33 protein-coding genes are annotated in these 25440 nt (G+C 68.7%); 23 read left to right on the forward strand and 10 right to left on the reverse strand.

The window, feature by feature from the left end; genetic code table 11:
• On the forward strand, positions 1-726 hold a 726-nt coding region (locus CAP40_RS15480), incomplete at its 5' end, for a sigma factor-like helix-turn-helix DNA-binding protein (RefSeq protein ID WP_306298586.1).
• 4 nt (positions 727-730) lie between these two features.
• On the opposite strand, the gene CAP40_RS15485 is transcribed toward CAP40_RS15480, so the two are convergent.
• Genes CAP40_RS15485 through CAP40_RS15495 form a run of 3 tightly spaced genes read right to left on the reverse strand, consistent with a single transcriptional unit; the run spans position 731 to position 2934 of the window.
• A complete protein-coding gene (locus CAP40_RS15485) occupies positions 731-1186 on the reverse strand; it encodes a GNAT family N-acetyltransferase (RefSeq protein ID WP_086130461.1) in 456 nt (151 codons plus the stop codon).
• A 33-nt stretch (positions 1187-1219) separates the two neighbouring features.
• The gene (locus tag CAP40_RS15490; protein WP_086130462.1) at positions 1220-2338 is read right to left on the reverse strand and encodes a M14-type cytosolic carboxypeptidase; all 1119 of its coding nucleotides are present in this window, start codon (positions 2336-2338) and stop codon (positions 1220-1222) included.
• Positions 2335-2934, reverse strand: coding sequence for a DUF4136 domain-containing protein (locus tag CAP40_RS15495; protein WP_086130463.1), 600 nt, complete (start codon positions 2932-2934; stop codon positions 2335-2337). The genes CAP40_RS15490 and CAP40_RS15495 overlap by 4 nt, the downstream gene beginning before the upstream one ends.
• A 172-nt stretch (positions 2935-3106) precedes the next feature.
• On the opposite strand from CAP40_RS15495, the gene ykgO reads away from it, so the two are divergent.
• The gene (ykgO, locus tag CAP40_RS15500) at positions 3107-3232 is read left to right on the forward strand and encodes a type B 50S ribosomal protein L36 (protein ID WP_086130464.1); all 126 of its coding nucleotides are present in this window, start codon (positions 3107-3109) and stop codon (positions 3230-3232) included.
• Positions 3233-3237: 5 nt separating this feature from the next.
• Positions 3238-3849, forward strand: coding sequence for an HAD family phosphatase (locus CAP40_RS15505; protein WP_086130465.1), 612 nt, complete (start codon positions 3238-3240; stop codon positions 3847-3849).
• Between the two features lie 44 nt (positions 3850-3893).
• Here CAP40_RS15505 and pyk read toward each other — a convergent pair whose 3' ends face one another.
• On the reverse strand, positions 3894-5372 hold the full coding sequence (gene pyk / locus CAP40_RS15510; RefSeq protein WP_086130466.1) for a pyruvate kinase: 1479 nt from the start codon (positions 5370-5372) through the stop codon (positions 3894-3896).
• 75 nt (positions 5373-5447) lie between these two features.
• On the opposite strand from pyk, the gene CAP40_RS15515 reads away from it, so the two are divergent.
• On the forward strand, positions 5448-5810 hold the full coding sequence (locus tag CAP40_RS15515; protein WP_086130467.1) for a DUF1244 domain-containing protein: 363 nt from the start codon (positions 5448-5450) through the stop codon (positions 5808-5810).
• On the opposite strand, the gene CAP40_RS15520 is transcribed toward CAP40_RS15515, so the two are convergent.
• Positions 5773-6624, reverse strand: coding sequence for an SGNH/GDSL hydrolase family protein (locus CAP40_RS15520; RefSeq protein ID WP_086130468.1), 852 nt, complete (start codon positions 6622-6624; stop codon positions 5773-5775). The genes CAP40_RS15515 and CAP40_RS15520 overlap by 38 nt on opposite strands.
• Positions 6625-6749: 125 nt before the next feature.
• On the opposite strand from CAP40_RS15520, the gene CAP40_RS15525 reads away from it, so the two are divergent.
• The 4 genes from CAP40_RS15525 (at position 6750) to ruvC (ending at position 10329) form a co-directional block, all read left to right on the forward strand.
• Positions 6750-8435 carry a serine hydrolase gene (locus CAP40_RS15525; protein WP_179188262.1) on the forward strand — a complete coding sequence of 562 codons (1686 nt, stop codon included), beginning with the start codon at positions 6750-6752 and terminating at the stop codon, positions 8433-8435.
• 64 nt (positions 8436-8499) lie between these two features.
• On the forward strand, positions 8500-8736 hold the full coding sequence (locus tag CAP40_RS15530; RefSeq protein ID WP_086130470.1) for a DUF2312 domain-containing protein: 237 nt from the start codon (positions 8500-8502) through the stop codon (positions 8734-8736).
• Positions 8737-8861: 125 nt separating this feature from the next.
• Positions 8862-9605: a YebC/PmpR family DNA-binding transcriptional regulator gene (locus CAP40_RS15535; protein WP_086130471.1), complete on the forward strand. Its 744-nt coding sequence runs from the start codon at positions 8862-8864 to the stop codon at positions 9603-9605.
• A gap of 235 nt (positions 9606-9840) precedes the next feature.
• Positions 9841-10329: a crossover junction endodeoxyribonuclease RuvC gene (gene ruvC / locus CAP40_RS15540; protein WP_086130472.1), complete on the forward strand. Its 489-nt coding sequence runs from the start codon at positions 9841-9843 to the stop codon at positions 10327-10329.
• Here ruvC and CAP40_RS15545 read toward each other — a convergent pair.
• Positions 10326-10769, reverse strand: a complete 444-nt coding sequence (locus tag CAP40_RS15545) for a hypothetical protein (protein WP_086130473.1) — start codon at positions 10767-10769, stop codon at positions 10326-10328. The genes ruvC and CAP40_RS15545 overlap by 4 nt on opposite strands.
• A gap of 220 nt (positions 10770-10989) precedes the next feature.
• Between CAP40_RS15545 and ruvA the strand changes: the two genes are divergently transcribed.
• A complete protein-coding gene (gene ruvA / locus CAP40_RS15550) occupies positions 10990-11589 on the forward strand; it encodes a Holliday junction branch migration protein RuvA (protein WP_086130474.1) in 600 nt (199 codons plus the stop codon).
• Positions 11586-11984, forward strand: coding sequence for a GFA family protein (locus tag CAP40_RS15555; RefSeq protein ID WP_086130475.1), 399 nt, complete (start codon positions 11586-11588; stop codon positions 11982-11984). The genes ruvA and CAP40_RS15555 overlap by 4 nt, the downstream gene beginning before the upstream one ends.
• Here the strand turns inward: CAP40_RS15555 and CAP40_RS15560 are convergent.
• Entirely contained in the window at positions 11956-12885 is a 930-nt protein-coding gene (locus CAP40_RS15560) for a 2-hydroxyacid dehydrogenase (protein WP_086130476.1), read from the reverse strand. The genes CAP40_RS15555 and CAP40_RS15560 overlap by 29 nt on opposite strands.
• 45 nt (positions 12886-12930) lie before the next feature.
• Here CAP40_RS15560 and CAP40_RS15565 point away from each other — a divergent pair, with 45 nt between their 5' ends.
• The 9 genes from CAP40_RS15565 to pal all read left to right on the forward strand — a co-directional run bounded on the left by CAP40_RS15565 (position 12931) and on the right by pal (position 19296).
• On the forward strand, positions 12931-13485 hold the full coding sequence (locus tag CAP40_RS15565; RefSeq protein ID WP_086130477.1) for a DUF4337 domain-containing protein: 555 nt from the start codon (positions 12931-12933) through the stop codon (positions 13483-13485).
• Positions 13482-13886 carry a hypothetical protein gene (locus tag CAP40_RS15570; protein ID WP_086130478.1) on the forward strand — a complete coding sequence of 135 codons (405 nt, stop codon included), beginning with the start codon at positions 13482-13484 and terminating at the stop codon, positions 13884-13886. Before CAP40_RS15565 ends, CAP40_RS15570 begins: the two co-directional genes overlap by 4 nt.
• Positions 13883-14905, forward strand: a complete 1023-nt coding sequence (gene ruvB / locus CAP40_RS15575) for a Holliday junction branch migration DNA helicase RuvB (RefSeq protein WP_086130479.1) — start codon at positions 13883-13885, stop codon at positions 14903-14905. The genes CAP40_RS15570 and ruvB overlap by 4 nt, the downstream gene beginning before the upstream one ends.
• A gap of 45 nt (positions 14906-14950) precedes the next feature.
• Entirely contained in the window at positions 14951-15397 is a 447-nt protein-coding gene (locus CAP40_RS15580) for a YbgC/FadM family acyl-CoA thioesterase (protein ID WP_086130480.1), read from the forward strand.
• A gap of 7 nt (positions 15398-15404) precedes the next feature.
• The gene (tolQ, locus tag CAP40_RS15585; protein ID WP_086130481.1) at positions 15405-16094 is read left to right on the forward strand and encodes a protein TolQ; all 690 of its coding nucleotides are present in this window, start codon (positions 15405-15407) and stop codon (positions 16092-16094) included.
• Positions 16095-16098: 4 nt separating this feature from the next.
• Positions 16099-16542, forward strand: coding sequence for a protein TolR (gene tolR / locus CAP40_RS15590; RefSeq protein ID WP_086130482.1), 444 nt, complete (start codon positions 16099-16101; stop codon positions 16540-16542).
• On the forward strand, positions 16542-17336 hold the full coding sequence (locus CAP40_RS15595) for a TonB C-terminal domain-containing protein (protein WP_086130483.1): 795 nt from the start codon (positions 16542-16544) through the stop codon (positions 17334-17336). Before tolR ends, CAP40_RS15595 begins: the two co-directional genes overlap by 1 nt.
• A 2-nt stretch (positions 17337-17338) precedes the next feature.
• Entirely contained in the window at positions 17339-18715 is a 1377-nt protein-coding gene (gene tolB / locus CAP40_RS15600; protein WP_086130484.1) for a Tol-Pal system beta propeller repeat protein TolB, read from the forward strand.
• A 68-nt stretch (positions 18716-18783) separates the two neighbouring features.
• Entirely contained in the window at positions 18784-19296 is a 513-nt protein-coding gene (gene pal / locus CAP40_RS15605; protein WP_086130485.1) for a peptidoglycan-associated lipoprotein Pal, read from the forward strand.
• A gap of 61 nt (positions 19297-19357) precedes the next feature.
• On the opposite strand, the gene CAP40_RS15610 is transcribed toward pal, so the two are convergent.
• Positions 19358-20731, reverse strand: coding sequence for a serine hydrolase (locus CAP40_RS15610; protein ID WP_179188263.1), 1374 nt, complete (start codon positions 20729-20731; stop codon positions 19358-19360).
• Positions 20732-20862: 131 nt separating this feature from the next.
• Between CAP40_RS15610 and CAP40_RS15615 the strand changes: the two genes are divergently transcribed.
• The 4 genes from CAP40_RS15615 to CAP40_RS15630 all read left to right on the forward strand — a co-directional run bounded on the left by CAP40_RS15615 (position 20863) and on the right by CAP40_RS15630 (position 23390).
• Entirely contained in the window at positions 20863-21768 is a 906-nt protein-coding gene (locus CAP40_RS15615; protein WP_086130788.1) for an SPFH domain-containing protein, read from the forward strand.
• Positions 21769-21785: 17 nt separating this feature from the next.
• Positions 21786-22001, forward strand: a complete 216-nt coding sequence (locus CAP40_RS15620) for a toxin-antitoxin system HicB family antitoxin (RefSeq protein ID WP_086130487.1) — start codon at positions 21786-21788, stop codon at positions 21999-22001.
• A 154-nt stretch (positions 22002-22155) separates the two neighbouring features.
• A complete protein-coding gene (locus tag CAP40_RS15625) occupies positions 22156-22428 on the forward strand; it encodes a hypothetical protein (RefSeq protein WP_256924261.1) in 273 nt (90 codons plus the stop codon).
• A complete protein-coding gene (locus CAP40_RS15630; protein WP_086130489.1) occupies positions 22428-23390 on the forward strand; it encodes an alpha/beta hydrolase in 963 nt (320 codons plus the stop codon). Before CAP40_RS15625 ends, CAP40_RS15630 begins: the two co-directional genes overlap by 1 nt.
• On the opposite strand, the gene CAP40_RS15635 is transcribed toward CAP40_RS15630, so the two are convergent.
• Together CAP40_RS15635 and CAP40_RS15640 are read right to left on the reverse strand one after the other, a co-directional pair.
• Positions 23387-24223: a S1/P1 nuclease gene (locus CAP40_RS15635; protein ID WP_086130490.1), complete on the reverse strand. Its 837-nt coding sequence runs from the start codon at positions 24221-24223 to the stop codon at positions 23387-23389. The two genes, CAP40_RS15630 and CAP40_RS15635, sit on opposite strands and share 4 nt — an antisense overlap.
• On the reverse strand, positions 24223-25392 hold the full coding sequence (locus CAP40_RS15640; RefSeq protein ID WP_086130491.1) for an acyltransferase family protein: 1170 nt from the start codon (positions 25390-25392) through the stop codon (positions 24223-24225). The genes CAP40_RS15635 and CAP40_RS15640 overlap by 1 nt, the downstream gene beginning before the upstream one ends.
• Positions 25393-25440: the final 48 nt, after the last annotated feature.

The following is a 25440-nucleotide window of genomic DNA, read 5'->3' on the forward strand; positions in this document are numbered from 1 at the left end:
ACCTTCGTGAACTGGCAGATCCGCGGCGAGCTCCAGAGCCTGCGCTTCCGCCTGATGACCGACCAGCGCCCCTCGGCCAGGAAGGTCGAGGCCACCACCGTCTCGCTCAGCGCGCTCGCCGCCACCGACGGCGACGAGATCGCCCCCGAGGCGATGATCGAGGACGAGGACGCCGTCGCCCGCACCGAAGCCGCCGCTTCCGACTATCTCGCCGAGGGCGCCGTCTCCCAGCTCATCCATGCCTATGTCGACCAGCTCCGCAAGGTCGGCGTCGAGGCTCTCCGCCGCCGCCCGCGCGTCAAGGCCGTGGTGCGCGGCGAGGGCCCGCGCTTCAAGACGGTCGACTCCGCCGAACTGGAGAAGCTCGAGGCCAGGCTATCGCGGGACCGCGAGATCGTCGAACGCCGCGTCTTCGACGGCGCCACGCTCGACGAGGTCTCGCTCGCAACCGGTGTGACCAAGGAACGTGTCCGCCAGATCACCAGGCAGGCGACGAAGCTGCTCACCGAGATCGCCGCCGAAGCGCCGCGCTTCGCCGTGATGGCCGACAAGGCCCGCCGCACGATGCCGCCGGCCCGCCCGCGCCGCAGCGGCACGGCGAAGGTGCCGCTGCTTCCCGATCCAGGCGCGCTCCACAACCGCCTCGCCCATGTCGAGGCGATCGAGGCGGAGCGGGCGTCCTATGCCACGCCCGTGCTGCCGGTCGCCCAGCTGGTGCTGCACTGATCCTTCATACCACGCGCGACAGGAAGCGGCTGAACGGATCCTCGCGATAGTCGCCGAACGGCCCGCATTCGGTGAAGCCGAACTGGCGGTAGAGCGCATGGGCGGCGTCGAAGGCATCGCCCGATCCCGTCTCCAGGCTCACGCGCCGATAGCCCCGCGAACGGGCGGTGCTCAATATGTGCCCGACCAGCTTGGCGCCGGTGCCGCGGCGGAGATGCTCCGAGGCGGTGCGCATCGACTTGATCTCGCCATGTTCGGGATCGAGCTCGCGCAGCGCGCCGCAGCCCAGCAGGTCCTCGCCATCCCACACGCTCCAGAAGGTCACGTCGGGCGCGGCGAGGCCGGAGAAGTCGAGGAAATGCGTGCTGTCCTTGGGCGAATTGGCCAGCATGCCGGCAAAATGCGCCTCGAGCAGCGACCGGACTCGCGCATCGTCGAGCCCGCCTTCGCGGATTTCCATGTTCGACCCCCTCTGTCGTTCTTCGTTCTCGCGTCAGATCTCGTCGATAAATCCTGCCAAAGTCTCAAGACAGGAATGCGCCAGCATCTTGCAGCGCGCCGGCGACCAGGCGAATTCGGGATCGGCGTTCGCCTCGTGATCCTTGAACGGCATTTCCAGCGTCATCGAGACCGCGCCGAAGCGCTCGGCGAGCTGGTTGGTCGACATCGAGAGATTGGCCTGGCCCGGCGCCGATTTCTCATAGCCCAGGTCGAGCTGGAAATCGGGCGTCGCCCTGGCGAGGCGACGGGCATATTCGTAGAATTTCTCGCCATGCGCGTCGGTCCATGACGCGATGCCTTCGAACCCTGCCAGGAAATTGGCCGGGATCGCCTCGTCGCCATGCACGTCGATCGCGAAGTCGACGCCGGTCTCGTCCATCGCCGCGCGGACCAGGAACACCTCGGGGCTCTTCTCCATCGTCGGGGCATGCCATTCGCGGTTGAGGTTGATGCCCGCGGCGTTGGTACGCAGATGCCCGCGGCGCGAGCCGTCCGGATTCATGTTGGGCACGATGTGGAACACGGCCTTCTCGCGCAGGGCAAGGGCGGTCGGGTTGGCCGGGTCGGTCAGGAACTCCAGCGCCCCCTCCATCCACCATTCCGCCATGGTCTCGCCCGGATGCTGGCGCGCATAGAGCCACACCGTCTTCGGCCCGGTGCCGAGCGTCAGCAGGTCCATCGGCTGGCCGTCGAGCGTCTTGCCCAGCTCGCGGTGCGACACGCCCGGCATCAGCGCCATGCGGCTGACCAGGTCGTGGTGCCGCTCCATCGAATAGGGCGCGAAATAGGCGAACCAGACCAGATCGGTGTCGATCGCCTTGGTGAAGCTCAGCACGCCGTCGGCATAGCTCGATTCGGCCGTGCGCCATGCCTCGCGGTCGGTCGACCAGCGCGCCTTGTAGCCCGGCCAGCCGAACGCATAGGCCGCTCCGCCCGCGTTCAGCAGGCGGAAGGTGAGCGTGCGCCCCTTCGCCCCGGCCACGCGGAAGTGGAACCACTGGTAGAAGTCCGAGAGGTGATCGGTGACGATCTCGAGGTCGACGCGGTCGCCCTCGATCCCCACGACGCGGATGTTGCCGGAATCGAAGCCGGAATTGATCTGGATGGTCATTTCACCGTGATAGTGATGCCGGACTCGCCGGGGAAGTCCTTGAAGAGTGCCTTGGCCATGCGCGCGGCCGCTGCCCCGGGCTGGTCGGGATCGGTGCCGCTCACGCTGCCGCTCTGCGCCCGGCCTTCCCACACGGTGGTGTTGTCGCTGCGGCGGCGCAGCTGCACCCACAGCTCGGTCTGGTACAGCTCGCGGGTCTTGCCGCCGATGCCGAAGCCGACATCGCCGCCGACGCCCACGCCGCCGCGGCGCCCGCCGCTGAAGCCGCCCGCGCCCAGGCCGATGCTGACGGGCGGCGGTTCCTTGAACGCGCCCTTGCTCGTGCGGCGGAAGCCGACCGCGGCGATATAGCCCGAAGGCGTGCTGCTCACCGACTGGACATAGCCCAGCCGCTCCAGCTCGGCGCGCACCGCATCGGCATAGGTCTGGTATTCGGGGCCGAACGAATCGGTGTTGGCCATCGGCTCGACCGCGACGGTAGTGCGCTCGATCGGCGCGCCCAGATGATAGCGGGTGACGTCGATCGGCTGGGGGCGATAGCTGGGAGCGCAGGCTCCCAGCGCGGCGAGCAGGGCGATGCTGAGCGGCTTCTTCACGCGAGGAACTCCTGTTTCGCGGACGGAACGTCTCGGTTTTGCCCTCCAACACGGATCAGGTCGAGTCGGTTCCGCAGCGTCGAGGGGCGACTCCTGCCTTGACTTGGCGGGCGTCGGCCACTAGGCGAGCCCCTCTTTCCGGCATTCCTATAGTTTGAGAAGCGAATCGGTCATGAAGATCGTGAATTCATTGAAGTCGCTCAAGGATCGGCATCGCGACAACCGCGTGATCCGCCGTCGTGGGCGCATCTACGTCATCAACAAGACCCAGAAGCGTTTCAAGGCCCGCCAGGGCTGATTCGCGTGGTCCAGCCCCATACCGTCATCTTCGATGTCGGGAAGGTGCTGTTCGACTGGGAACCTCGGTTCCTCTACGAGCGCCTGATCGAGGACGATCGGGCGCTCGAAGCGTTTCTGGCGAACGTCGTCACCCGGGAATGGCATTTCCAGCACGATGCGGGGCGTCCGTTCGCGGAAACCTCGGCGGAGCTGCGCGCGCGCTTTCCGGAGCATGAAGCGCTGATCGCCGCCTGGGCGCCGCGCTTCAACGAAACGCTGGGCCCGGCGATTCCCGGCATGACCGCGCTCGTCGAGGCGCTCGATGCCGCCGGCGTGCCGCTCTTCGCGATCACCAATTTCTCCGGCGAGTTCTGGCCGCCGTTCCGTGCGCGCGAAGCCGCGCTGTTCGACCGCTTCCGCGACATCGTCGTCTCGGGCGACGAGAAGCTGGTGAAGCCCGATCCCGCGATCTACGCGCTCGCGCTGCGCCGATTCGGCCTGGAGGGGCCGGATGCGGTGTTCATCGACGACAGCCTGCCCAATGTCGTCGCGGCGGCGGATGCGGGTATCCACGCCTTGCACTTCACCGGCGCGGCGAAGCTGCGGGCGGATCTCGAGGCGTTCGGGCTGCTTTAATCTTCAGTCTTCTCCCCTCCCTGGAAGGGAGGGGAGCGCAAGGATCAGATCGCGTCCGGCCCTTCGCGGCCCGGATGGTTCTTCAGCTCGTCGCCGACCAGCGTCACCACGTGCAGCACATTGGTCGAGCCGGGCGTCCGGAAAGGCACGCCGGCGCACAGCACGACGCGGTCGCCCGCCGCGGCGATGTGGTGGCGCAGCGCCATCCGCTTCGACTTGGCGACCATCTCCTCGAACGAATCGACGTCGCGGGTGTGGACCGCGTGCGTGCCCCAGAGCAGGCCGAGCCGGCGCGCCGTCTCGATCTTGGGGGTGAGCACCAGGATCGGCACCGACGGGCGCTCGCGCGCGATTCGCCGCGCGGTCGAGCCCGAACTGGTGAAGCAGGTAATGCCGGAGGCGGAGACGGTGCGCGCGATGTTCTTCGCGGCCTCGGCCAGCGCGTCGGCGGTGGTGGGGTCGGGGCGCGTCACGGTGAAGTGGACGCGGTCGCCATGCGCAGGGTCGCGCTCCACGGCGTCGGCGATCGAGTTCATCATCGAAACCGATTCGACCGGCCATTTGCCGGCGGCGCTTTCCGCCGAGAGCATGATCGCATCGGCACCGTCATAGACCGCCGTGGCGACGTCCGAGACTTCGGCGCGCGTCGGCGACGGACTCTCGATCATCGATTCGAGCATCTGGGTGGCGACGATCACCGGGCGGCCCATGCGGCGCGCGGTCTCGACGATGCGCTTCTGGAGCGGCGGCACGGTCTGCGGCGGCAGTTCGACGCCCAGGTCGCCGCGCGCGACCATCACGCCGTCGCATTGCTCGACGATCTCGTCGAGCCGTGCGATGGCCGAAGGCTTCTCGATCTTGGCGAGCAGTGCCGCCTTGCCGCCGATCAGGCGGCGGGCCTCCATCAGGTCCTCGGGGCGCTGGACGAAGCTGAGCGCGATCCAGTCGGCGCCCTGCTCGACGGCAAAGGCGAGGTCGCTGCGGTCCTTTTCGGTGAGCGCGGCGAGCGGCAGCACCATGTCGGGCACGTTCAGGCCCTTGTTGTTCGACAGCGGACCGCCGACCTCGACGATGGTCGTGAGGCGATCCGGCGCGACCGAGACCACGCGCAGCACCAGCTTGCCGTCGTCGAGCAGGAGGCGGGCATTCTCGTGCGCCGCCTCGAAGATCTCGCGGTGCGGCAGCTCGACGCGGGTGGCGTTGCCGGGCGTCTTGTCGCGGTCGAGGATGAACTCGTGGCCGGTGACCAGCTGCACCTTGCCGTCGGCGAACTTGCCGACGCGCAGCTTCGGGCCCTGAAGGTCGGCCAGGATCGTGGTCGGGCGGCCATATTTCTGCTCGAGCCCGCGAATCGCCTCGAACAGCGGCACCTTCGATGCCTGGTCGCCATGGCTCATGTTGATCCGGAACGCGTCGGCGCCGGCTTCGAACAGCTTGGCGATCATCTCGGGCGTCGCGCTGGCGGGGCCGAGCGTGGCGAGGATGCGAACCTTGCGCGTGCGGGGGCTGATTGCCTTTGTCATCGTTGTCATATCCTCGGCTTGTGCCTCGGTGCCTCTAGCCTCATATCCCGGAGGATCAACCGTGGAGGTGCGATAATGGACGAACTCGACCGGCTGGATGACGCTACCGCCGCCAAGGCGTTCCGCAGCCTCGTCCGCCATCTCCGCCATCGCACCGACGCGCAGAACATCGATCTGATGGGCCTGGCGGGCTTTTGCCGCAACTGCCTGGCCGACTGGATCGTCGAGGCCGATCCGTCGATCGCCAGGGACGCGGCGCGCCATATCGTCTATGGCATGCCCTTCCCGGAATGGAAGGCGCGCCACCAGGGCGAAGCCACGCCGGAGCAGATCGCCCGGATGGAAGCGAGCCTGAAGCGGAACGAAGCGCTGGACGAGGCGCTCGACGAGAGCTTCCCGGCTAGCGATCCGCCTTCGATGACCGAGCCTGGGCGCTGACCGCCGGCCGGGCCGGATTCGTCACGGCTGGGGCCGGGGAGAGCTTCCACTTCATCGCCTTCGCCACCGCCACGCGCCAGATGTCGTAGCCGGCGCGAGTCATGTGCAGGCCGTCCTCGCGATAGAGTTCGGGGCGCGGCTTGCCGTCCGGGCCCAGCATCGCGGGGAAGATGTCGACATAGCCGAGCCGCCGGTCGGTCGCGACATAGTCGCGCACCAGCGTGTTGGCTTCGCGGATTCCGTCGATCAGCCGCCAGCGCGACGGGCTGGGCTTGATCGCGATGAACAGGATGCGGGTGCCGGGCAGCCTGAAGTGCACCTTGGTCACCAGCGCCTGGAAATCGGAGAGGACTTCCTCCGGGCTGTGCCCGGCCTCCAGGTCGTTGTCGCCGGCATAGAAGACGATCGTCTTCGGCGCATGGGGCGCTACGATCCGATCGGCATAGCGGACGCTGTCGGGAATCGTGGAGCCGCCGAAGCCGCGATTGATCACATTGTGGCCGGGGAACTCGCGCGCGAGGTCGGGCCACATCCGGATGCTCGAGCTGCCGAGGAACAGCACCCCGCCCTTTGCCGGCCTGGCCATGGCGTCGCGCGCCTCGAACGCGGCGATCTCGGCAGCGAAGGGTGCCTTGTCCGCCGGGATCGGCGCGGGGCGGAGATGGGCCGGCACCCGCATGGTGGGCGGAAGCTGGACCGGCGCGGCGGGCTTCGCCGGAGCCGGGGCCGGCGGCCGGTTCTGCGCGGGCGCGGTGGCCGGCAGGAGAGCGAGCATGGCGGCGGCGAAGAGCGCGATTCGGCGGGAAAGGGGCATGGCCGGCAGATAACCGCACCGGCCGCCAGGGGCAATTCGCGGGTAAGCGACGGAAGCGGACCGTATCGCGACAAAGCCCGAGCGGATCGATTGCCGGATTTTGATTACATTTGTAGTCGATGTCGATGCGCCTTCTCGTCCGGCTCCTTGCCAGCTCGCTCCTCCTGGTCCCCGGCATCGCATCGGCGCGTGCCGCCGATCCCGTGGGCGAGGTCGACAAGCTGCTTGCTCCGTGGAGCAAGCCGGACGCGCCGGGATGTGCCGTGTCGGTCGCGCGCGACGGGCAGCTGCTCCATGCACGCGGCTATGGCGCCGCCAATGTCGAGGCGGGCATCGCCAATACGCCCGACACGGCCTTCCACATCGCCTCGCTCTCCAAGCAGTTCACTGCCTTCGCGGTGCTGCTCCTCCAGGCGGAGGGCAAGCTCGCGCTTGCCGACGACGTGCGCAAATATGTCCCCGAGCTGCACCGTTTCGCGCGGCCGATCACGCTCGCCCAGCTCATGCATCACAGCAGCGGGCTGCGCGACCAGCTGAGCCTGTTCTGGCTGCAGGGCCGGCGCGGCGAGGACAGCATCACGCAGCAGGACGCATTGCGGGTGATCTTCGGCCAGCGCGAGCTCAACTTCGCGCCCGGCACCGCTTTCGGCTATTCCAACTCGAACTACACGCTGCTCGCGCTGGTGGTCGAGCGCGTCTCGGGCAGGTCCTTTGCCGACTTTCTCGCGGAGCGCGTGTTCCGGCCGCTCGGCATGGATCATAGCTATGTCGTCGACGACTATCACCGCATGCGTGCCGGCCAGGCGATGCCCTATGCGCCCGGCGGGAAGGAGGATGCCCCCGGCGTGAGGCCGCCGGAGCGCCGCTTCCTCCCCTATGCCACCTATGGCTCGACTGGTATCCGCTCGACCGCGGCGGACCTCGCCCGCTGGGCGCGCAACTTCGCCGAGCCGGGCGTGGGCACGAAGGCGGTCATCACGGAGATGCTGAAGGCCGATCCCGTCACCGGCTATGGCGGCGGGCTCCATATCGGCCGCCATCGCGGTGCGCCGATCACGGGGCACAGCGGCATCGATCCCGGGTTCGTCGGCCATTTCCTGGTGATGCCGGAGCAGCGCCTGTCGGTCGCGCTGATCTGCAATGTCGAGGGCGAGGATCCGGCGGCGTTGGCACGCAGGATTGCCGATCTCTACCTGGGGAAGGCTCCCGCCGATCCCGCCCCGCGCCCCGAAGTCGCGCTGGCCCCGGCGGAACTGCTGCGCCTCGCCGGCAAGTATCGCGATCCGCTCGGCGCCGGCTTCCTGATCGAGGCGCGGGAAGGCAGGCTCTGGATGCAGGGTTTCGATCCGATGATTCCGCACGGCGCGGGCGCCTTCAGCATGAAGAGCGCGCCGGTCGCGATCCGCTTCTCGGGCGAGGTTCCGGCGCGGACGCTGACGATCGACGGCCCCGGCGGCCTCCTGGTGGCGACACGCTATGTCCGGCAGCCGGCGACGGCGCTCACGCCCGCGCGCATGGGCGATTATCTCGGCACTTATTACAGCCCCGAGCTCGCCATCCTGGTGACGGTCGAGCGGCGCAGCGACGCGCTCTGGATCGTGGGGCCGGGCTGGGAGAGCCGGATCAGCCAGCCGCCCGAGAAGTATCGCGAGCGCGATACGTTCGATACCGACACGGTCACCGGCACGGTCCGCTTCCACCGCGACGTGCGAGGCAAAGTGACCGAGTTGCGCAGCACCAATGGCCGCATCGTCAACCTGCGCTTTCTGCGCGTGACGGGCCTGCCTCGGCTCGGCGCGGTTGGGGGTTGAGCGGAGCCGCCCGCTCCGATAATCGCGCCCCTTTCCGAACCAGATTCTTCCAGGAGCTTCCACCTTGTCCGATTCGATTTCCGCCGAGCAACTGCGCCTTCTCATCGAGCGGATCGAGCGGCTCGAGGAAGAGAAGAAGGGCATCGCTGACGACATCAAGGACGTCTATGGCGAAGCCAAGGCGACCGGCTTCGACGTGAAGACGATGCGCTCGATCGTCCGCCTGCGGAAGATGGAGAAGCATCATCGCGACGAGGCGGAGATGCTGCTCGAGACCTACAAGCAGGCGCTCGGCATCTAAGGCCGGTATCGTCCCCGGCGCCTCGGCTCGGATCCGGGGCCGCCGGGGGACGATGTTCGGGCAAGCATTGCCCATGGCCCCGCGCCTGGCCTAAAGCCGCGCGATCAGTTTCATACGAGAGCGCAATGGCAGGCCATTCCAAATTCAAGAACATCATGCACCGCAAGGGCGCGCAGGATAAGAAGCGCTCGAGCATGTTCTCCAAGCTCAGCCGCGAAATCACCGTCGCCGCCAAGATGGGCTTGCCCGATCCCGACATGAACCCGCGCCTGCGCGCCGCGATCGCCGCGGCCAAGGCACAGTCGATGCCGAAGGACAATATCCAGCGCTCGATCGACAAGGCGAGCAAGGGCGACGGCGAGAATTACGAAGAGATCCGCTACGAGGGCTTCGGCCCGGGCGGCGTCTCGCTGATCATCGAGGCGTTGACCGACAATCGCAACCGCACCGCCACCAACGTGCGCACCGCGGTCTCGAAGAATGGCGGCAATCTCGGCACCGCCGGCTCGGTGAGCCACGGCTTCGACCGGATGGGCCTGATCAACTATCCGGCCAAGGCCGGCGACGCCGAGAAGGTGTTCGAGGCCGCGCTCGAGGCGGGGGCCGAGGACGTGGCCAGCTCCGAGGAGGGCCATGAGATCTGGACCGCGCAGGAAGCGCTCCACGAAGTCGCCAGGGCGCTGGAGCCGGTGCTCGGCGAGGCCGAGGGCGCCAAGCTCGCCTGGCGGCCCCAGACCATGGTCGATGTCGGCGAGGAGGACGCGGCCAAGCTGTTCAAGCTGATCGATGCGCTCGACGATGACGACGACGTCCAGACGGTGTGGGGGAATTACGAAGTCTCGGACGATGTGATGGAGAGGCTGGGCTGAGATTGTTTCACGCGAAGGCGCGAAGCCGCGAAGATTGTCGGTTCGCACGGAGGCGCGGAGGCGCGGAGAGCGCTTGTCGCGCCGGCGGCCCTGAAATCCGCGACGGTGTCGTACACATGGAGCACCGGGTTATTCCGGCGCTTCGCGCGAGCGCAGCAATCTCCATGCCTCCGCGCCTCCGCGCGAACCACTCTCTGGCACCTTCGCGCCTTTGCGCCTTCGCGTGCAAAAACCGATGATCGTCCTCGGCCTCGACCCCGGCCTCGGCACCACCGGCTGGGGGCTGATCCGCGCCGAGGGCAATCGCCTGTCGCACCTCGCCAACGGACGGCTGAAGACCGATACCCGGGCGCCGCTGCCGCGCCGGCTCGCGCATCTCGACGCCATGCTGGCCGCGCTGATCGCCGATCACGGGCCCGAGGCGGCGGCGGTGGAGGAGGTGTTCGTCAATTCCAACGCCCAATCGACGCTCAAGCTCGGCCAGGCGCGCGGCGTGGTGTTGTGCGCGGCGGCGCGGACCGGCATCGATGTCGGCGAGTACAAGCCGAGCACGGTCAAGAAGTCGGTGGTCGGCATGGGCAATGCCGAGAAGGCGCAGGTGCATGCGATGGTGCAGGTGCTGCTGCCCGGCGTGAAGATCGCCGGGCCCGATGCCGCCGACGCGCTGGCGGTCGCCATCTGCCACGCCCACCATCTGGCGAGCGCGCGCTTCGGGTTGCGTTAGGCGGCCAGCGCGAAAGCCGGTCCGTCCTCGTCGTCGTTGGAGGCGTGCATCACCGGCCGGGCGCGGCGCGCGCGCCTTGCCCGTCCGGCCATCGGCAGCCGTGCGGCGATCCAGTGGCGCGCGGTGCCGAAGCGCAGCGTCGACGCCGCCATTGCCGCCACCGCCAGCGCTTCGACGATCGAGGCGATCTCGAACATCGAGATCCAGCCGGCGATCTCGGGCATCGCCATGGCGAAGAGCCTGAGGCCATCCTCCTCGAGGAACCAGAAACAGAGCAGCGCAATCGCGCCGAGGATCAGCCAGGTGATCACGGCACCCCGCCGGATCTGCGCCAGCCGCGCCGCCGGCCATTCGACGAGCGCGTGGCGCATCTGGCGGCCGGCCGGCGTGTTCCCCGCCAGGAGCAGGGTGAGCCATAGCCCCAGAAGCGCGACGATCATTTCTCCCTCCCCCGTTTCCGCACGCGACTTGGGGAGCCGTGCGGCAGCGTGCCAGGGGCGCCGGGTGATTTCGCTTTCCTAGGCTCGCATGTTCCGCTTATGTACCACACATGCGCACGCGTCTCCTTTCCAGCTCCGCCTGCCTGCCATTCGCCGGATGTCGTGCGCGGCGGGGGAGGCGTAGCGTGAACCGGGCACACTTCCACGCGAGGGATCGGGCATGATCGTGCACCTGAAGGGCCGGCTGGAGGCGACGGGCGCCGACCATGTCGTGATCGACGTCAACGGCGTCGGCTATCTCGCCGGGGCGTCGGGCAGGACGATCACCGCGCTGGGCGCCACCGGCGGATTGGTCACGCTCCACACCGAGATGCTGGTGAGCGAGGATTCGATCCGGCTGATGGGCTTCGCCACCGCGAGCGAGCGCGACTGGTTCCGCCTGCTCACCAGCGTGCAGGGCGTCGGCGCCAAGGTGGCGCTCGCGATCCTTTCGATCCTGTCGCCCGAGGAAGTGCAGACTGCCGTGGCGCGTGCCGATTCGGCGATGATCGCGCGGGCGAACGGGGTGGGTCCCAAGCTTGCCCAGCGCATCGTCAACGAACTCAAGGACAAGGCCGGCGGCGTGGCGCTCGGCAGCGGTGGCACTCCGGGCGTGGCGGCGGCGGGTGGCGCCGCGCAGGATGCGATCTCGGCGATGCTCAACCTGGGTTTCAAGCCGGCCGAGGCGAGCGCCGCGGTCAACGCCGCCGCCGACGAGCTGGGCGCCGGTGCGACGCTGGACGCGCTGGTGCGGCTGGCGCTGCGCAAGGCGGCGAAATGACGCGCCGAACCGCCGCCTGTCGCTGCGGGCAGCTCCGCGCCGAATGTACGGGCGAGCCGGTGCGCGTTTCGGTCTGCCATTGCCTGAACTGCAAGCAGCGCAGCGGATCGGCCTTCGCGGTGCAGGCGCGCTTTCCGGCGGGGCAGGTGACGATCACCGGCCGTTCGACCGAATGGATCGCCGCGTCGGAGAGCGGCGGGCTGCCGGCCAGCTTTCACTTCTGCCCGATCTGCGGCGGCAATGTCTGGTACAGCGGCGGCGGCATCCCGGACGCGATCGCGATCCCCGTCGGCCATTTCGCGGACCCCGGTTTCCCGGCACCCACCGTCTCGGTGTACGAGGAGCGACAATGCCCCTGGCTCGAGATCATCGGCCCGGTCGAGCATCATGGCTGAGCGGCCGGACCAGGGGCGTCGGCACGGGGTGCCCCGCGAAATGCGCATCGAGATTGGCGAGCACCAGGTCGCGCATTTCGGCTCGGCCTTCCTCGGTCGCGCTGCCCTGATGCGGGGCGAGCACGACGTTGTCGAGCGCGCGCAACGCCTCGGGCACCTCCGGTTCCTGCGCGAACACGTCGAGCCCCGCGCCGGCGATGCGCTTCTCCGCCAGCGCCGCGATCAGCGCGTCCTGGTCGATCAGGCTGCCGCGGGCGATGTTGATCAGCACGCCGCCGGGCCCCAGCCGGTCGAGCACCCCGGCATCGACGATGCGATCGGTTTCCAGGCCGCCCGGCGCGGCGAGGATCAGCACCTCGCTCGCCTCGGCCAGCGCGGCGATGCCGGGCACGAAGCGCCACGGCGCCGGCTTTTCGGCGCGGGCGGTGTAGAGAAGCGCGCCGGCAAAGGGCGCGGCACGCAGCGCGATGGCGTGGCCGATCCGGCCCAGCCCGAAAATGCCGATGCGGCGTCCGCTGGCCCGGCGGCCGAGCGGCGCGGCCCAGCCCCCGCCGCGCACCAGCGCGTCGTTCGCGGCCACGCGTCGCTGCACCGCCAGCATCAGCGCGATCGCCTGGTCGGCGACGTCCTCGGTCAGAACGCCCGGCGTGGTGGTGACGCGGATGCCGCGGGCGTCGAGAGCGTCCAGGTCGAGCCGGTCATGGCCGACGCCGTGGATCGCGACGATCTCCAGCGCGGGCAGGCGGGCGAGCAGCGCGGCATCGATCTCCATCGCACCGCCGCCCACCACGGCGCGGATGCCGGGCGGCGGATCGCCTTCGTGCAGCGTGAATCGTTCGGCGAGCGCCGTGCGCAGCGGCGCGGGAACGGGCGTTGCGAGCAGCAGGTCCGGGCGCGCCATGTGCCTGCTCTAGCGGCGTCGGCACGAGAGGAATAGGGCAGGGCCATGGAAATCGAAGTCAGCGCCGAGGCCAAGGACAAGTCGCTCAACCGGAACGTGGCGATCACGGTGGTGGTGCTTTCGGTGTTCATGGGCGTGTGCGGAATCAAGGACGGCAACATCGTCCAGGCGATGCAGCAGGCCCAGTCCGATTCGGTCGACAAGTGGAACCAGTATCAGGCGGCCAGGACCAAGCTGCACGTCGCCGAGGCCAGCCGCCTCCAGATCGCCCTGCTGGCCGATCCGAAGCGCGCCGCGCCGGTGCTCGCCGGGCTCGACCGCGACATCGCGAAATACAAGGCGGAGGCGCCCGGCCTGGCCGCCGATGCGAAGGCGCGGAGCGACCTCTACGATGCGCTGAACGTGCATGACGACCAGTTCGACGCGAGCGACGCCTCGGTCGCCACCGCCATCTCGATCGCCGCCGTCGCCGCGCTGGTGGAGAGCGGCTGGCTGCTCTGGGCGGCCTGGGGCTTCGGCGCCTTCGGCGTATTCATGGGGCTGTGCGGGTTTCTGGGCTGGAGCTTCCATCCGGCGCTGCTGAGCGGGTTGCTGGGATGAGCAAGGTCGATCATCCCTTCGTCCCGGGATGGCAGGGTGAGGCTGGCTGGGCCGCTCCCGGCGAACCGCCTTCGTCGTTCCTGTCGTTCGAGGCGGGCGACCTGGGCGCGCCCTTCCGCATCGCGCATGGGCGGGACATGATGTTCGATCACGGCGCGCTCGTGCAGGACTATAATTTCCTCGATTATTTCTTCGGCGACCCTGCCACGCCGGTGCGTGCGCGGCATTATCTGGGCGAGCGCGGCGTGGCAGTCTATCTTCCCGGCTTGCCGGAGGATGCGACCCTGGCGCAGGCGCGTGCAGCTTTCCCCGAAGATGTCCTTCGCTACCTCCAGCGGCGCTTCGACGCGGTCGAGGTGTTGACCGGCGAGGGATATTGCGAGCTTTGGGCGACAGCATGACCGATTCCGATCGCCTCCTCTCCTCCGCCCGCCGCATCGACGATGTCGATGCCGCGCTGCGCCCCAAGAGCCTCGACGAGTTCGTCGGCCAGCGGGCGGCGCGCGAGAATCTGCGCGTGTTCATCGATGCGGCCCGGTCGCGCGGCGAGGCGCTGGATCATGTGCTGTTCTTCGGCCCGCCGGGGCTGGGCAAGACCACGCTCGCCCAGATCATCGCGCGCGAGATGGGCGTGGGGTTCCGCGCCACTTCGGGTCCCGTGATCGCCAAGTCGGGCGATCTCGCGGCGCTGCTCACGAATCTCGAGGATGGCGACGTGCTGTTCATCGACGAGATCCACCGGTTGAATCCCGCGGTCGAGGAAGTGCTCTATCCGGCGATGGAGGACCGGGCGCTGGATCTCATGATCGGCGAGGGGCCGTCGGCGCGCAGCGTGCGGATCGATCTGCCGCGCTTCACCCTGGTCGGCGCCACCACCCGCCAGGGGCTGCTCACCCAGCCGCTGCGCGACCGGTTCGGCATCCCGGTGCGCCTCAATTTCTATGCGGTCGACGAGCTGGAGCGCGTGGTCGCCCGCGCCGCCCGCCTGCTCGACCTGCACGTCGCCCCCGACGGCGCGCACGAGATCGCGCGGCGTTCGCGCGGCACGCCGCGCATCGCCGGGCGGCTGCTCCGCCGGGTGCGCGACTTCGCCAATGTGCTGGGCGAGGAGATCGTGCACGCCAGGGTGGCGGACCAGTCGCTCACTCGGCTCGAAGTCGATGCGCTGGGGCTCGACGCGATGGACCGGCGCTACCTCACCATGATCGCCGACATCTACAAGGGCGGCCCGGTGGGGGTGGAGACGCTGGCGGCCGGGCTCAGCGAGCCGCGCGACACGATCGAGGAAGTGATCGAGCCCTATCTGATCCAGATCGGGATGATCGCCCGAACGGCGCGGGGACGCTGCCTCAATGCGGCGGGATGGAAGCATCTCGGGCTCACGCCTCCGTCCACCGCGCAGGAAGGGCTGTTCGACTGAGGCAAGGGGTTCCCCCGGCGGAATCGCTGGGTTAGGTGCCGGGCCATGGACGCACCCTTTGCCCCTGGCCGCTTCGCGGGCCTCGAGCATCATTTCGTCCTGCGTGTCTATTTCGAGGACACCGATCTGAGCGGGGTGGTCTATCACGCCAACTATCTCAGGTTCATGGAGCGGGCCCGCTCGGATATGCTGGCGCTTGCCGGCATCGACCAGCGCGCGGCGCTCGAAGCGGGCGAGGGCGCCTATGCGCTGCGCGAGGCGAACATCCGTTACCGGGCGCCGGCGCGCCTGGGCGACGAACTGGTGGTGGTCAGCCGGCTGGTCCGGCTGCGCCCCGCCGCAGTGGACATTCATCAACGAGTCATGCGCGACGTTACCATAGTGGCCGAAGCGGAGATCGAGGCGGTGTTCGTCGCCCCGTCCGGCCGTCCGCGCCGCCAGCCGGCGGCGTGGATGGACCGTTTCACACCGCTGCTCTTCAAGGGGACCTGAACCGATCATGGAATTCATCAGCACCGACGCCGCAACCATGTCGCCGATCGGCCTGTTCCTGCAGGCGGACTGGGTGGTGCGCGCCGTGATGATCGGCCTGCTGCTCGCCTCGCTCTGGACCTGGGCGATCATCCTGTCGTTCGGCTTCAAGGTCGGCGCAGTGAAGAAGGCGATCGACCGGTTCGAGGCGGAATATCGCGAAGCCGACGACATCGACGAGTTCCATCGCCGCGCCGCCGGCCGCGACCAGCCGATCGCCCGCGTCTTCGCCGCCGGCGTTACCGAATGGCGCCGCTCGACCAGCGGCAAGGCGATCGACCGCGAGGGCACGCGCGAACGCCTGGCCACCGCGATGGGCGCCACGATCGCGCAGGAGATCGACAAGCTCGCCGATCGCCTCAACTTCCTCGCCACGGTCGGTTCGGTCGCGCCGTTCGTCGGCCTGTTCGGCACGGTCTGGGGCATCATGCGCAGCTTCACCGGCATCGCCAAGGAGCAGAGCTCGTCGCTCGCCGTGGTCGCTCCCGGCATCGCCGAGGCGCTCTTCGCGACGGCGATCGGCCTGTTCGCCGCCATTCCGGCGGTGATCGCCTATAACCGCTACTCGCATGGCGTGAACCGCGTCGAGGCACGGCTCAACCGCTTCGCCGATGGCTTCCACGCGACGCTGAGCCGCCGCCTGGAGATGGAGGCCTGAGCCGATGGCGATGCACCTCCCCTCGAACAAGGGCCGCGGCCGCCGCCAGCCCATGGCGGAAATCAACGTCACGCCGCTGGTCGACGTGATGCTGGTGCTGCTGATCATCTTCATGGTGACGGCGCCCCTGCTCACTGCCGGCGTGCCGGTGAACCTGCCCGAGAGCCGGGCCAAGGCGCTCGACCAGGATCAGAAGCCCGTCCAGATCGCGATCGACGACAAGGGCCAGATCTTCGTCGACAACGAACTGACGACGGACGAAGCGCTGCCCGGCAAGCTCGAGGAGATCGCCGGCCGTGCGCCGGGGCCGGACGGCAAGCCGGCGGCGGTGTTCCTGCGCGCCGACCAGGGCCTGGGCTATGGCAAGGTCATGAAGGTGATGGGCGAGCTCAACCATGCCGGGCTCAACCGCGTCTCGCTGATCACCGATGCGAGCGCGAAGCCGTGATGAACCGGGCCGAGGGTGCGGGACTGACGGTTGCGGTGCTGGGGCATGTCGTGCTCTTCGGCCTGTTGTCGGTCGGCTTCCTCGCCACGCCCAATCCCCTGAAGCTGAAGCCGACGCCGATCGAAGTCGCGCTGGTCGACCAGGTGGCGCTGGAGAGCAGTTCGCCCAACCCCACAAGCGAGGCGCCCGCCGCGAAGCTCGCGCCGGTGGAAGCGCCGATCGCGCCGGACAGCCCCCCGCCCGAGCCGGCGCCCAATCCGCAGCCGATCGTCAAGCCGCAGCCGGCGCCGCCCAAGCCTGTGCCCGCGCCCGATGCCGTGAAGCCCGCGCCGAAGACCCCGCCCAAGGCCGCGCCGGCCCAGGCGCCCGCGCGTCCTCCCGCCCAGCGCCCCGTTGCGCCGACCGGGCGGCTCGACGGCCTGCTTAACGGCATCAACGACAAGCCGAGCAAGAGCGCATCCGTCACGCCGCCGGCCGCGACTGCCGGGCCCGAGGTCAAGGCCGCGCTGAGCGCCGCGATCATCCGCCAGATCCGCCCGCACTGGGCCCCGCCCAGCGGCGCCGATTCGGACAAGCTGCGCACCAAGGTGACCGTCAGGCTCAACCAGGACGGCTCGCTCGCCAGCGAACCGCAAGTGACGCAGACGGGCATCACCGACAGCAACCGCGCCCAGGCCGATCTCGCCAAGGATCGCGCGATTCGCGCGGTGAAGCTCGCCGCTCCCTTCAAGCTGCCCGCGCAATTCTATGATGCGTGGAAAGTCATAGCCCCGGTTTTGTACGAGGACCTGTGAAGATGAAATTTGCCCATCTGACGATCGCGGCCCTGCTGGCGAGCACCGCCGCCACCGTCGCGCAGGCGCAGGACGTGCCGGCGCCCGCTCCGCAGCAACAGGCGCAGCCGCAGCCCCAGGACCAGCCGCTGAGCGTCGACGTGACCAACACCGCCGCCAAGGACCTGGTCATCGCGATCCCGGCGATGCCGACCTCGGAGAGCGTCTCCACCCCGGCCGGCCCGACCGACCAGCTCGGCGCCAAGCTCGCCCAGGTGGTCGAGGACGATCTGCGCAACACCGGCCTGTTCAAGACGCGCGGGCCCGCGGCCAGCCGCGGCATCGCCTATGGCGAAGTGACCGCCCCCAATTACGGCAGCTGGAACGGCAACCAGGCGATCATCCAGGGCTATGTTCGCGCCAACGGCAATGGCTCGCTCACCGTGGGCTGCTATCTCTACGACGTGCTGCTGCAGAGCGAGCTGGTCCGCCAGGGCTTCGTCGTCTCGCCGGCCGACTGGCGCCGCGCCGCGCACAAATGCGCCGACGCGGTCTATTCGAAGCTCACCGGCGAAGGGCCGTATTTCGACAGCCAGGTGGTGTATGTCGCGGAGACCGGTCCGAAGAACAAGCGCCGCAAGCAGCTGGCGATCATGGACCAAGACGGCGCCAACCACCGCTTCCTGACCAACGGCCAGTCGATCGTGCTCACCCCGCGGATGAGCCCGAAGCAGAACGCGATCGTCTATATGAGCTATACGCAGCGCAAGCCGGCCATCTATGTCTACGACATGGGGACGCGCGAGAACCGGCTGCTCGTCTCCAATGTCAGCCTCAGTTTCGCGCCGCGCTTCTCGCCCGACGGTCGCCATGTGCTGTTCTCGATGGCGCAGGCCGGCAATACCGATATCTACCGCATCGCATCGGCCGGCGGCGAGCCGCAGCGGCTGACCAACTCGCCGGGCATCGACACCGGCGGCAGCTATTCGCCCGACGGCTCGAAGATCGTGTTCGAGAGCGATCGCAGCGGCACGCAGCAGCTCTATGTGATGAACGCCGACGGTTCGAACCAGCACCGGATCAGCTTCGGCGGCGGGCGCTATGCCACGCCGGTGTGGAGCCCGCGCGGCGATCTGATCGCCTTCACCCGCACCGGCGGCGGCGCGTTCCGGATCGGCGTGATGAACCCGGGCGGCGGCGGCGAGAAGCTGCTCACCAACAGCTGGGGCGACGAAGCGCCGAGCTGGTCGCCCAACGGCCGCGTGCTGATGTTCTTCCGCTCGGCCCAGGGCTCGGGCCGGCCGGATCTGTGGTCGGTCGACCTTACCGGCACCAATGCGCGGCGGATTCCGACGCCGCTCGATGGATCGGATCCCAGTTGGGGACCGATTCGTCCCTGAAACGTAACGGCATTCGTGCTAAGGCCCCGGCAAGCGGACCGGGTGCGACGAGAAAAGGAGAAAAGACCATGTCCAAGATCACGACCGGCCTGGTGCTCGGCATCGCGCTGCTCGCCACCGCGGGCTGCGCCAAGAAGCGCGACGCGACCACGATTCCGCCGGCGCCGTCGGAGACCGGCCCGGTCAATCCGGGCGAGGGCGACAGCGACACGGTCGCGGCGCCGATCAACGAGCAGTTCCGCCGCGAGGTGTCGAGCGACACCGTGCATTTCGCGTTCGACCAATATGACATCGATCCCGAGGCGCGGGCGATCCTGGACAGCCAGGCGCAGTGGCTGACCAGCCATCCGAACACCCGGATCACGATCGAGGGGCATTGCGACGAGCGCGGCACCCGCGAGTATAATCTCGCGCTGGGCGACCGCCGTGCCAATGCGGCCAAGAACTATCTCGCCTCGCGCGGCATCTCGCCCGCGCGGATCACGACGATCAGCTATGGCAAGGAGCGCCCGATCGCGCTGGGCTCGGACGATGCCAGCTGGGCGCAGAACCGCCGCGCGGTGACGATCGTCATCAGCTAGGGCGTTCGCGCTTTGGAAAAGGGGCCGCCGGGGGAAACTCCGGCGGCCTTTTCGTGCGTGCCTAATGCGGGTCTGCCCGGAGCAGCGCCAGGGGCGGGCCCTCGCCCTTGGCGAAATAGTCGAGCCGGATCACCTTGCCCGCCGCGTCGCGCACCGGGGTGAAATAGCTGATCTCGTCGGGCACGAAGCGGATATCGCCGCGCGCATCGAGCATGACCGGGATCGCCGCGCGTCCGGCACGGGCAATGGTGAGGTGGCCCCCGGCAATTGCGAGCGTGCGCATCGTCGCCGGATCGCTGCCATAGGTTCCGGGCAATACGGCTGCTTCCGGGGGCAATGCACGTTCGGGGAGCGGCAGCGGATAGGGCTTGCCCAGGGCGATCGCCGCCATGCGCCGCGCGAGCGTCTGCGCATCGAATGCGTCGTTGTTCGCGAGCACGACGATCACCGTGTCCGATGCGGGCAGATAGAGCAGCGCGGATGCGAAGCCGTCGATCTGGCCGGTATGCCCGATCGCCGTCTGCCCGCGGATCTGCCAGACATAGAGGCCCAGCCCGTAACGCTCCTGCAGCGGCACGCCGGCAAGCGCGGGCTGCGCCATCTGTGCGAAGCCGGCCGCGCTCACCACCCGGCCATGCGCCAGTGCCCGCATCCAGCGCATCAGGTCTGCTGCCGAGGATCGCAGCGATCCCGCGGTCTTGGGGAGCGACATGTTGAACGCCGCGGCGTTGCGGAGCCGCCCCTCGGCCAGCGTGTATCCCGCGACTCGCCGGGCCACGATCGCGTCCCGGCGGTCATAGGCGGTGTCGGCGAGCGCGAGCGGCGCGAACAGGCGCGTGCGCATCGCTTCGTCCCAGGACTGGCCGGTCACTTTCTCGATCACCGCGCCCAGCAGCATATAGCCCGAGTTGGAATAGCGCTGCTCGGTGCCCGGGGCGGAGCGCAGCGGCCGCGCCGCGATCCGCGCGACCTGTTGCGCCAGCGGAACCTCGCCCGGGCCGAAGGGCGGTTGCGGCGTGGCGTCGTTCTCCGCGATCCCGGCGGTGTGGCCGAGCAACTGGCGCAGCGTGATGCGCGGATCGAGCGGCAGTTCGGGCAGATAGCGGGCCGCCGGCGCGTCGAGCGCCACTTCGCCGCGCTCGGCCATCTGCACGATCAGGGCGGCGGTGAAGCTCTTGGTGATCGAGGCGATCCGGAAGATCTGGTCCGGTGCCATCGGCATGCCCAGCTCGACCTCCGCCATGCCGCGCGCGCGCCGGTAGAGGATCGTGTCGCCGCGCGCGATCAGCACGGTGGCGCCGGAACCCTTGGGAGAGACGGTGGCGGCCAGTGCCGCATCCGCTTCGCGCGCGAGCGCCGCGGGGGCGGGATGCGCCGGAGCCGGCGCAGCGGGCAGCAGCAGGGCCACGCAAAGGGCGGGCAGGAGCGGTCGCATCGATTTCCCCCGATCGAGATCGGCCGATCGTCGCGCCACTCGAATGAGCCTTGCCTGAACGGCTCCCGATTCCGTCTTGCGACACGCTCGGAAACGATATAAATACGATATCATAATTTCGGGAGGTAATGATGACCGACGTTCGTAGCGCCACTCCGGCACTGCGCCAGAGCAGCGAGAAGACCGCAATCACCATGAGCGGCTATGGCATGCTTCTCGTGCTGCTCGTCGCGCTTGCCGCCACGGTGGGGGCGCTCACCCAGATCGACCGGATGGTGGACTGGATCGTGATTTCCTGGTTGCTGGCTTCGATCCTGGTCGAGCTGTTCGTGCTTTGCGGCTTCTACCTGCTCCAGCCCAACCAGGCGGCGGTGATCACGCTGTTCGGCGACTATCGGGGCACGGACCGCACCACGGGCCTGCGCTGGACCTGGCCGTGGATGATCAAGAAGAAGGTCTCGGTGCGCGCCAACAACATCATCTCGGAGCGCATCAAGGTGAACGACCTGCGCGGCAATCCGATCGAGATGGCGGCGCAGGTGGTGTGGCGCGTGACCGACACCGCGCAGGCGCTGTTCGACGTCGACGACTACAAGGCGTTCGTGAACGTCCAGATCGAGGCGGCGGTGCGCACGATCGGCTCGCGCTATCCCTATGACGATTTCGAGCATCAGGAAGTCACGCTGCGCGGCAATCACGACCAGGTCGGCTCGGAGCTGCGCGAGGAGCTGATCGCCCGCCTGCGCGTCGCCGGCATCACCGTCGACGAATGCGGCTTCACGCACCTGGCCTATGCGCAGGAGATCGCCGGCGCGATGCTCCGCCGCCAGCAGGCGCAGGCGGTGGTCGCCGCCCGCCAGACGCTGGTCGAGGGCGCGGTGGGCATGGTCGAGATGGCGCTCGCCCAGCTTTCCGCCAAGCAGGTGGTCGATCTCGACGACGAGCGCCGTGCGGCGATGGTCTCGAACCTGATGGTGGTGCTGTGCGGCGAGCGCGATACCCAGCCGGTGGTCAACACGGGCTCGCTCTATCAGTGATGCACAAGGCGTAACCCGTGTCCCAGCCGCCGCAGAAGAAAGCCTTTCCCTTGCGTCTCGATCCCGCCCTGCACGCGGCGATCGAGCGCTCGGCGGCGAGCGATCTGAGGAGCGTCAACGCCCAGGTCGAATGCCTGTTGCGCGAGGCGCTGGCGCGGCGCGGCGTGAAGCTGGCGGAGCCGGTGCGGCCCAGGCGCGGGCGCCCGCCCAAGGTGCAGGAAGGTGGGGAATGACGGGCCCGGGCGCGCGCCGGCGCCCGGTTCGCGCCGAAGACTGGAGGAGAAAGCAGATGTTCCTTGCCATGCACGTCCGCCGCGCGCGGCTGCCCTTCGTCCTCGCGATCGCCGGGGCGGGGCTGCTCGCCGGCATCGCCGTGGTGCTGCTCCAATGATGGGCAGGCCTTTCCGCGACGCCGCGAGTGTCCGCCCCGGCTATTGGTTCCGGCCCAAGCGCTTCGGCTTTGGAGCGAAGCCGGTCACTTGGCAGGGCTGGGCGGCGACCCTGCTCTTCGGCGCGGCCGCCGGGCTGATCGTCAATTTCGCCACGCACCGCGACCGGTTGTGGCTGGTGCTGCTGGTGCCGCTGATCGTCGCCTTCCTCTGGCTCGTGGCCGTCAAGACCGATGGCGAATGGCGCTTCCGCTGGGGTGGGGACACGTGATGCGTTGCGCGATCCTTGCGTTCGCCGCATTCGCCGCGGTGCCGTCCGCGCTGGCGCAGGCGCTTCCCGCCGGCACCGAGGTGACTGCGCCCGGACCGCTGGGCACCCTCGCCGGCACGCTGCTCGATCCCGATCCCGGCGCACCGCTGGTGCTGCTGGTCCCGGGTTCCGGCCCAACCGATCGAGACGGCAACAACCGTTACGGCGTGGCCGGCGGCCCCTATCGCCAGCTCGCCGAAGCGCTGGCACGGCGCGGCGTCGCCACGCTGCGGATCGACAAGCGCGGCATGTTCGGCAGCGCCGGCGCGATCGCCGATGCCAATCGCGTGACGATCACCGACTATGCAGCGGATGTCCGCACCTGGGTCGATGCCGCGCGCAAGCGCACCGGCCGTGCCTGTATCTGGCTGCTCGGGCATAGCGAGGGCGGACTGGTGGTGCTGGCCGCCGCGCAGCGGCCCGAGGGGATTTGCGGCGTGGTGCTGGTCAGCGCCGCGGGCCGGCCGCTCGGCACGATCATGCGCGAGCAGTTCCGGGCCAATCCGGCAAACGCGCCGTTGCTCGCGCCGCTCCTTGGGCTGATCGACACGCTCGAGGCCGGCAAGCATGCGGATACCGCCGCGATGCCGGCGCCGCTCCCTTCGCTTTTCCCGGATGCGGTGCAGGATTTCCTGATCGACGAGTTCCGCCACGATCCGGCCCGGCTCGCCGCGAGCCTAGCGCTGCCGCTGCTCGTCACCCAGGGCGACCGCGATGTCCAGATCGGCATTGCCGATGCGCAGGCGCTTGCCGGCGCCAGGCCCGCCGCGAAGCTGGTGATCGTGCCGGGAATGACGCACGTGCTGCGCGTGGCGGCCGGCGAAGGCCGCGCGGCGAGCATCGCCACCTATACGGACGGCGCGCTCCCCGTGGCGCCGCTGCTGGCCGAAGCCATTGCCGGGTTCGTGACCGCGAAGCGCTAGGCCAGCGCCTCGTCGAGCAGCCGGGCGAGGCGCAGACCGCCCTTGATCACCTGGGTCCGGGCCTCGGGCACCCATTTCTCGATCATCGCCTCGCTGATCGCGACGCGGCCGGTGATCGGCTTGCAGGCGTCGCCGCCGTTGAGATCGGCATAGACGGTCCTGGCCAGCTCCCAGCTGTCCTTGCCCCAGTCCTGGACGGTGCCGCCACCCAGCGCGGCACGGTCCTTGCGGCCATAGGTGCGCACGATGTCGGGCCCCGAGGTGATCGCGCGCTCGGCGAGCAGCCCGTCCCACACCGAATGGAGGTTCAGCCGGTCGGTGGTGTAGATGCCATAGCTCACCATCGCCTTGTTGCCGCCGGCGTCATGATCGTGCTCGGCGCCGTGGAGCGGCTGGCCGATGTCGCCGACGAAATGGACGAGGAAGAGCAGCGCCTTAACGCGCTCGACTTGCGGCGCCTTGCGGTCCTTGAGGATCTTCACGTCGCGCTCGATCTGGGCGGAGACGCAATTGCCGTCCTTGCACTCGGCGGTCACGTCGAACGGCTTGCAGACGTCCGCGTCCTGATAATGCCAGACCGATGCGTAGCGCCAGTCGCTGCCCAGCTTCTTGATGCAATCGGCCCAGACCGAGGCTTCCTCGATATTGGTCGCCGGGCAGCCTTCGGTCTTCAGCAGGTCGGTGTGGCGGAGCAGCTGGCCGATCTTCGTGCGGGTGGCCGGCGTGACGTTGCGCCAGGCGATCGCGGCGACGGTCTGATGGCCATATTCCCAATAGGCATTGGCGGGCGCGGCGAACCCGAGCAGGGCCGCGAGGACGAGAAGAAGGCGCATCAGGCAACTCCGCTGGCAGATGCCGCTTCCCTAGCAGAACGGGCGGGCTTGGCCAGCCGGGGGCGCAGCCCGATCAGCGGGCGGAGCCAGCCGATCTCGCGGCCGGCGAGATAGAAGGCCCAGCAGGCGCTCCAGGTCCCCGCCACCAGGATCGCGAACTCGGCGGCGGGATGCAGGCGCAGCGGCAGCAGCCAATATTCGCCGAGCACGATCGCGGTCTGGTGGATGATGTAGAAGGGGAACACCGCCTCGGTCAGCGTCGCGCGCCATTTGTGATCGTGGTTGAGAAAGCGCTCGGCCAGGCCGATCAGCGCGGCGATGCTCGCCCAGGTCTGGACTTCGCGGGCGACGCGGAACAGTTCGGCAATGGGCCGGCTCGGCATCGCGAAGCCGGGATAGGCGGCCTCGACGCCCGCGACCACCGCATAGCCGGCCAGAGCCAGTATCGCGCAGGGCAGCCATATCCGCGCGAATGCCGCCATCGTCATGCGCGAGCCCGCCAGGCCGAAGCCGAACAGGAAGGCGGGGAAATAGGCGAGGTGCGCGATGCCGTCGCCGATCAGGTCGTGCGTCTCCTCGCCGCGATGGAACAGCAGCACCTGGAAAACGAGCAGCCAGGCAAGCGGGATCCACAGCGCGCCGGCGCCGCCGAACAGCCGGTCGAAGCCCTTCTGCAGGTCGAGCTTCAGTATCAGCAGCGCGCCCAGCGCCAGCGTATAGACCCAGAGATAGGCGACGAACCACAGATGGTTCCAGGTCGGCAACAGGATGCCGTCGAGCCGGCCGAAGCGAAAATAGTCGCGCGCCCAGAACCAGAGATAGTCCTGCGCATAACCATGCTTCCCGACCAGTTCGACCCAGCTCTGCGGCGGCACCACCACTGCCATGCCGAAGGCGAGCGGCAGCAGCAGCCGCGCATTGCGATTGGCCAGGAAGCGCCCGATGCCCGGCGACCTGGCGAGCAGCATCCGGCTGGCGAAGCCCGAGACGAGGAAGAGCAGCATCAGCCGCCAGGCATTGGGCAACAGCATCGGGATCGCCACCCAATCGGCCGGCGCGGCGGTCTTCACATGATAGCCCCAGGGCACGAAGACCATGCCGACATGATAGAAGATCAGGATCGCGAACGCCCCGATCCGCAGCCAGTCCATTCCGTAATGCCGTTCCATCGCTTGTGCTCCTGTTGACGGCAGACGGCTAGCGGCGCCGCCCCGCGA

This window comes from Sphingomonas sp. IBVSS2 (genome assembly GCF_002127225.1).
GTDB lineage: Bacteria > Pseudomonadota > Alphaproteobacteria > Sphingomonadales > Sphingomonadaceae > Sphingomonas.

Coding starts and splice junctions, on each gene's coding strand:
- CAP40_RS15485 (WP_086130461.1), bottom strand. CDS start 1,186: ATGGAAATCCGCGAAGGCGGGCTCGACGATGCGCGAGTCCGGTCGCTG.
- CAP40_RS15490 (WP_086130462.1), bottom strand. CDS start 2,338: ATGACCATCCAGATCAATTCCGGCTTCGATTCCGGCAACATCCGCGTC.
- ykgO (WP_086130464.1), top strand. CDS start 3,107: ATGAAGATCGTGAATTCATTGAAGTCGCTCAAGGATCGGCATCGCGAC.
- pyk (WP_086130466.1), bottom strand. CDS start 5,372: ATGACAAAGGCAATCAGCCCCCGCACGCGCAAGGTTCGCATCCTCGCC.
- CAP40_RS15515 (WP_086130467.1), top strand. CDS start 5,448: ATGGACGAACTCGACCGGCTGGATGACGCTACCGCCGCCAAGGCGTTC.
- CAP40_RS15520 (WP_086130468.1), bottom strand. CDS start 6,624: ATGCCCCTTTCCCGCCGAATCGCGCTCTTCGCCGCCGCCATGCTCGCT.
- CAP40_RS15525 (WP_179188262.1), top strand. CDS start 6,750: ATGCGCCTTCTCGTCCGGCTCCTTGCCAGCTCGCTCCTCCTGGTCCCC.
- CAP40_RS15535 (WP_086130471.1), top strand. CDS start 8,862: ATGGCAGGCCATTCCAAATTCAAGAACATCATGCACCGCAAGGGCGCG.
- ruvC (WP_086130472.1), top strand. CDS start 9,841: ATGATCGTCCTCGGCCTCGACCCCGGCCTCGGCACCACCGGCTGGGGG.
- CAP40_RS15545 (WP_086130473.1), bottom strand. CDS start 10,769: ATGATCGTCGCGCTTCTGGGGCTATGGCTCACCCTGCTCCTGGCGGGG.
- ruvA (WP_086130474.1), top strand. CDS start 10,990: ATGATCGTGCACCTGAAGGGCCGGCTGGAGGCGACGGGCGCCGACCAT.
- CAP40_RS15555 (WP_086130475.1), top strand. CDS start 11,586: ATGACGCGCCGAACCGCCGCCTGTCGCTGCGGGCAGCTCCGCGCCGAA.
- CAP40_RS15560 (WP_086130476.1), bottom strand. CDS start 12,885: ATGGCGCGCCCGGACCTGCTGCTCGCAACGCCCGTTCCCGCGCCGCTG.
- CAP40_RS15565 (WP_086130477.1), top strand. CDS start 12,931: ATGGAAATCGAAGTCAGCGCCGAGGCCAAGGACAAGTCGCTCAACCGG.
- CAP40_RS15570 (WP_086130478.1), top strand. CDS start 13,482: ATGAGCAAGGTCGATCATCCCTTCGTCCCGGGATGGCAGGGTGAGGCT.
- ruvB (WP_086130479.1), top strand. CDS start 13,883: ATGACCGATTCCGATCGCCTCCTCTCCTCCGCCCGCCGCATCGACGAT.
- CAP40_RS15580 (WP_086130480.1), top strand. CDS start 14,951: ATGGACGCACCCTTTGCCCCTGGCCGCTTCGCGGGCCTCGAGCATCAT.
- tolQ (WP_086130481.1), top strand. CDS start 15,405: ATGGAATTCATCAGCACCGACGCCGCAACCATGTCGCCGATCGGCCTG.
- tolR (WP_086130482.1), top strand. CDS start 16,099: ATGGCGATGCACCTCCCCTCGAACAAGGGCCGCGGCCGCCGCCAGCCC.
- CAP40_RS15595 (WP_086130483.1), top strand. CDS start 16,542: ATGAACCGGGCCGAGGGTGCGGGACTGACGGTTGCGGTGCTGGGGCAT.
- tolB (WP_086130484.1), top strand. CDS start 17,339: ATGAAATTTGCCCATCTGACGATCGCGGCCCTGCTGGCGAGCACCGCC.
- pal (WP_086130485.1), top strand. CDS start 18,784: ATGTCCAAGATCACGACCGGCCTGGTGCTCGGCATCGCGCTGCTCGCC.
- CAP40_RS15610 (WP_179188263.1), bottom strand. CDS start 20,731: ATGCGACCGCTCCTGCCCGCCCTTTGCGTGGCCCTGCTGCTGCCCGCT.
- CAP40_RS15615 (WP_086130788.1), top strand. CDS start 20,863: ATGACCGACGTTCGTAGCGCCACTCCGGCACTGCGCCAGAGCAGCGAG.
- CAP40_RS15625 (WP_256924261.1), top strand. CDS start 22,156: ATGATGGGCAGGCCTTTCCGCGACGCCGCGAGTGTCCGCCCCGGCTAT.
- CAP40_RS15630 (WP_086130489.1), top strand. CDS start 22,428: ATGCGTTGCGCGATCCTTGCGTTCGCCGCATTCGCCGCGGTGCCGTCC.
- CAP40_RS15635 (WP_086130490.1), bottom strand. CDS start 24,223: ATGCGCCTTCTTCTCGTCCTCGCGGCCCTGCTCGGGTTCGCCGCGCCC.
- CAP40_RS15640 (WP_086130491.1), bottom strand. CDS start 25,392: ATGGAACGGCATTACGGAATGGACTGGCTGCGGATCGGGGCGTTCGCG.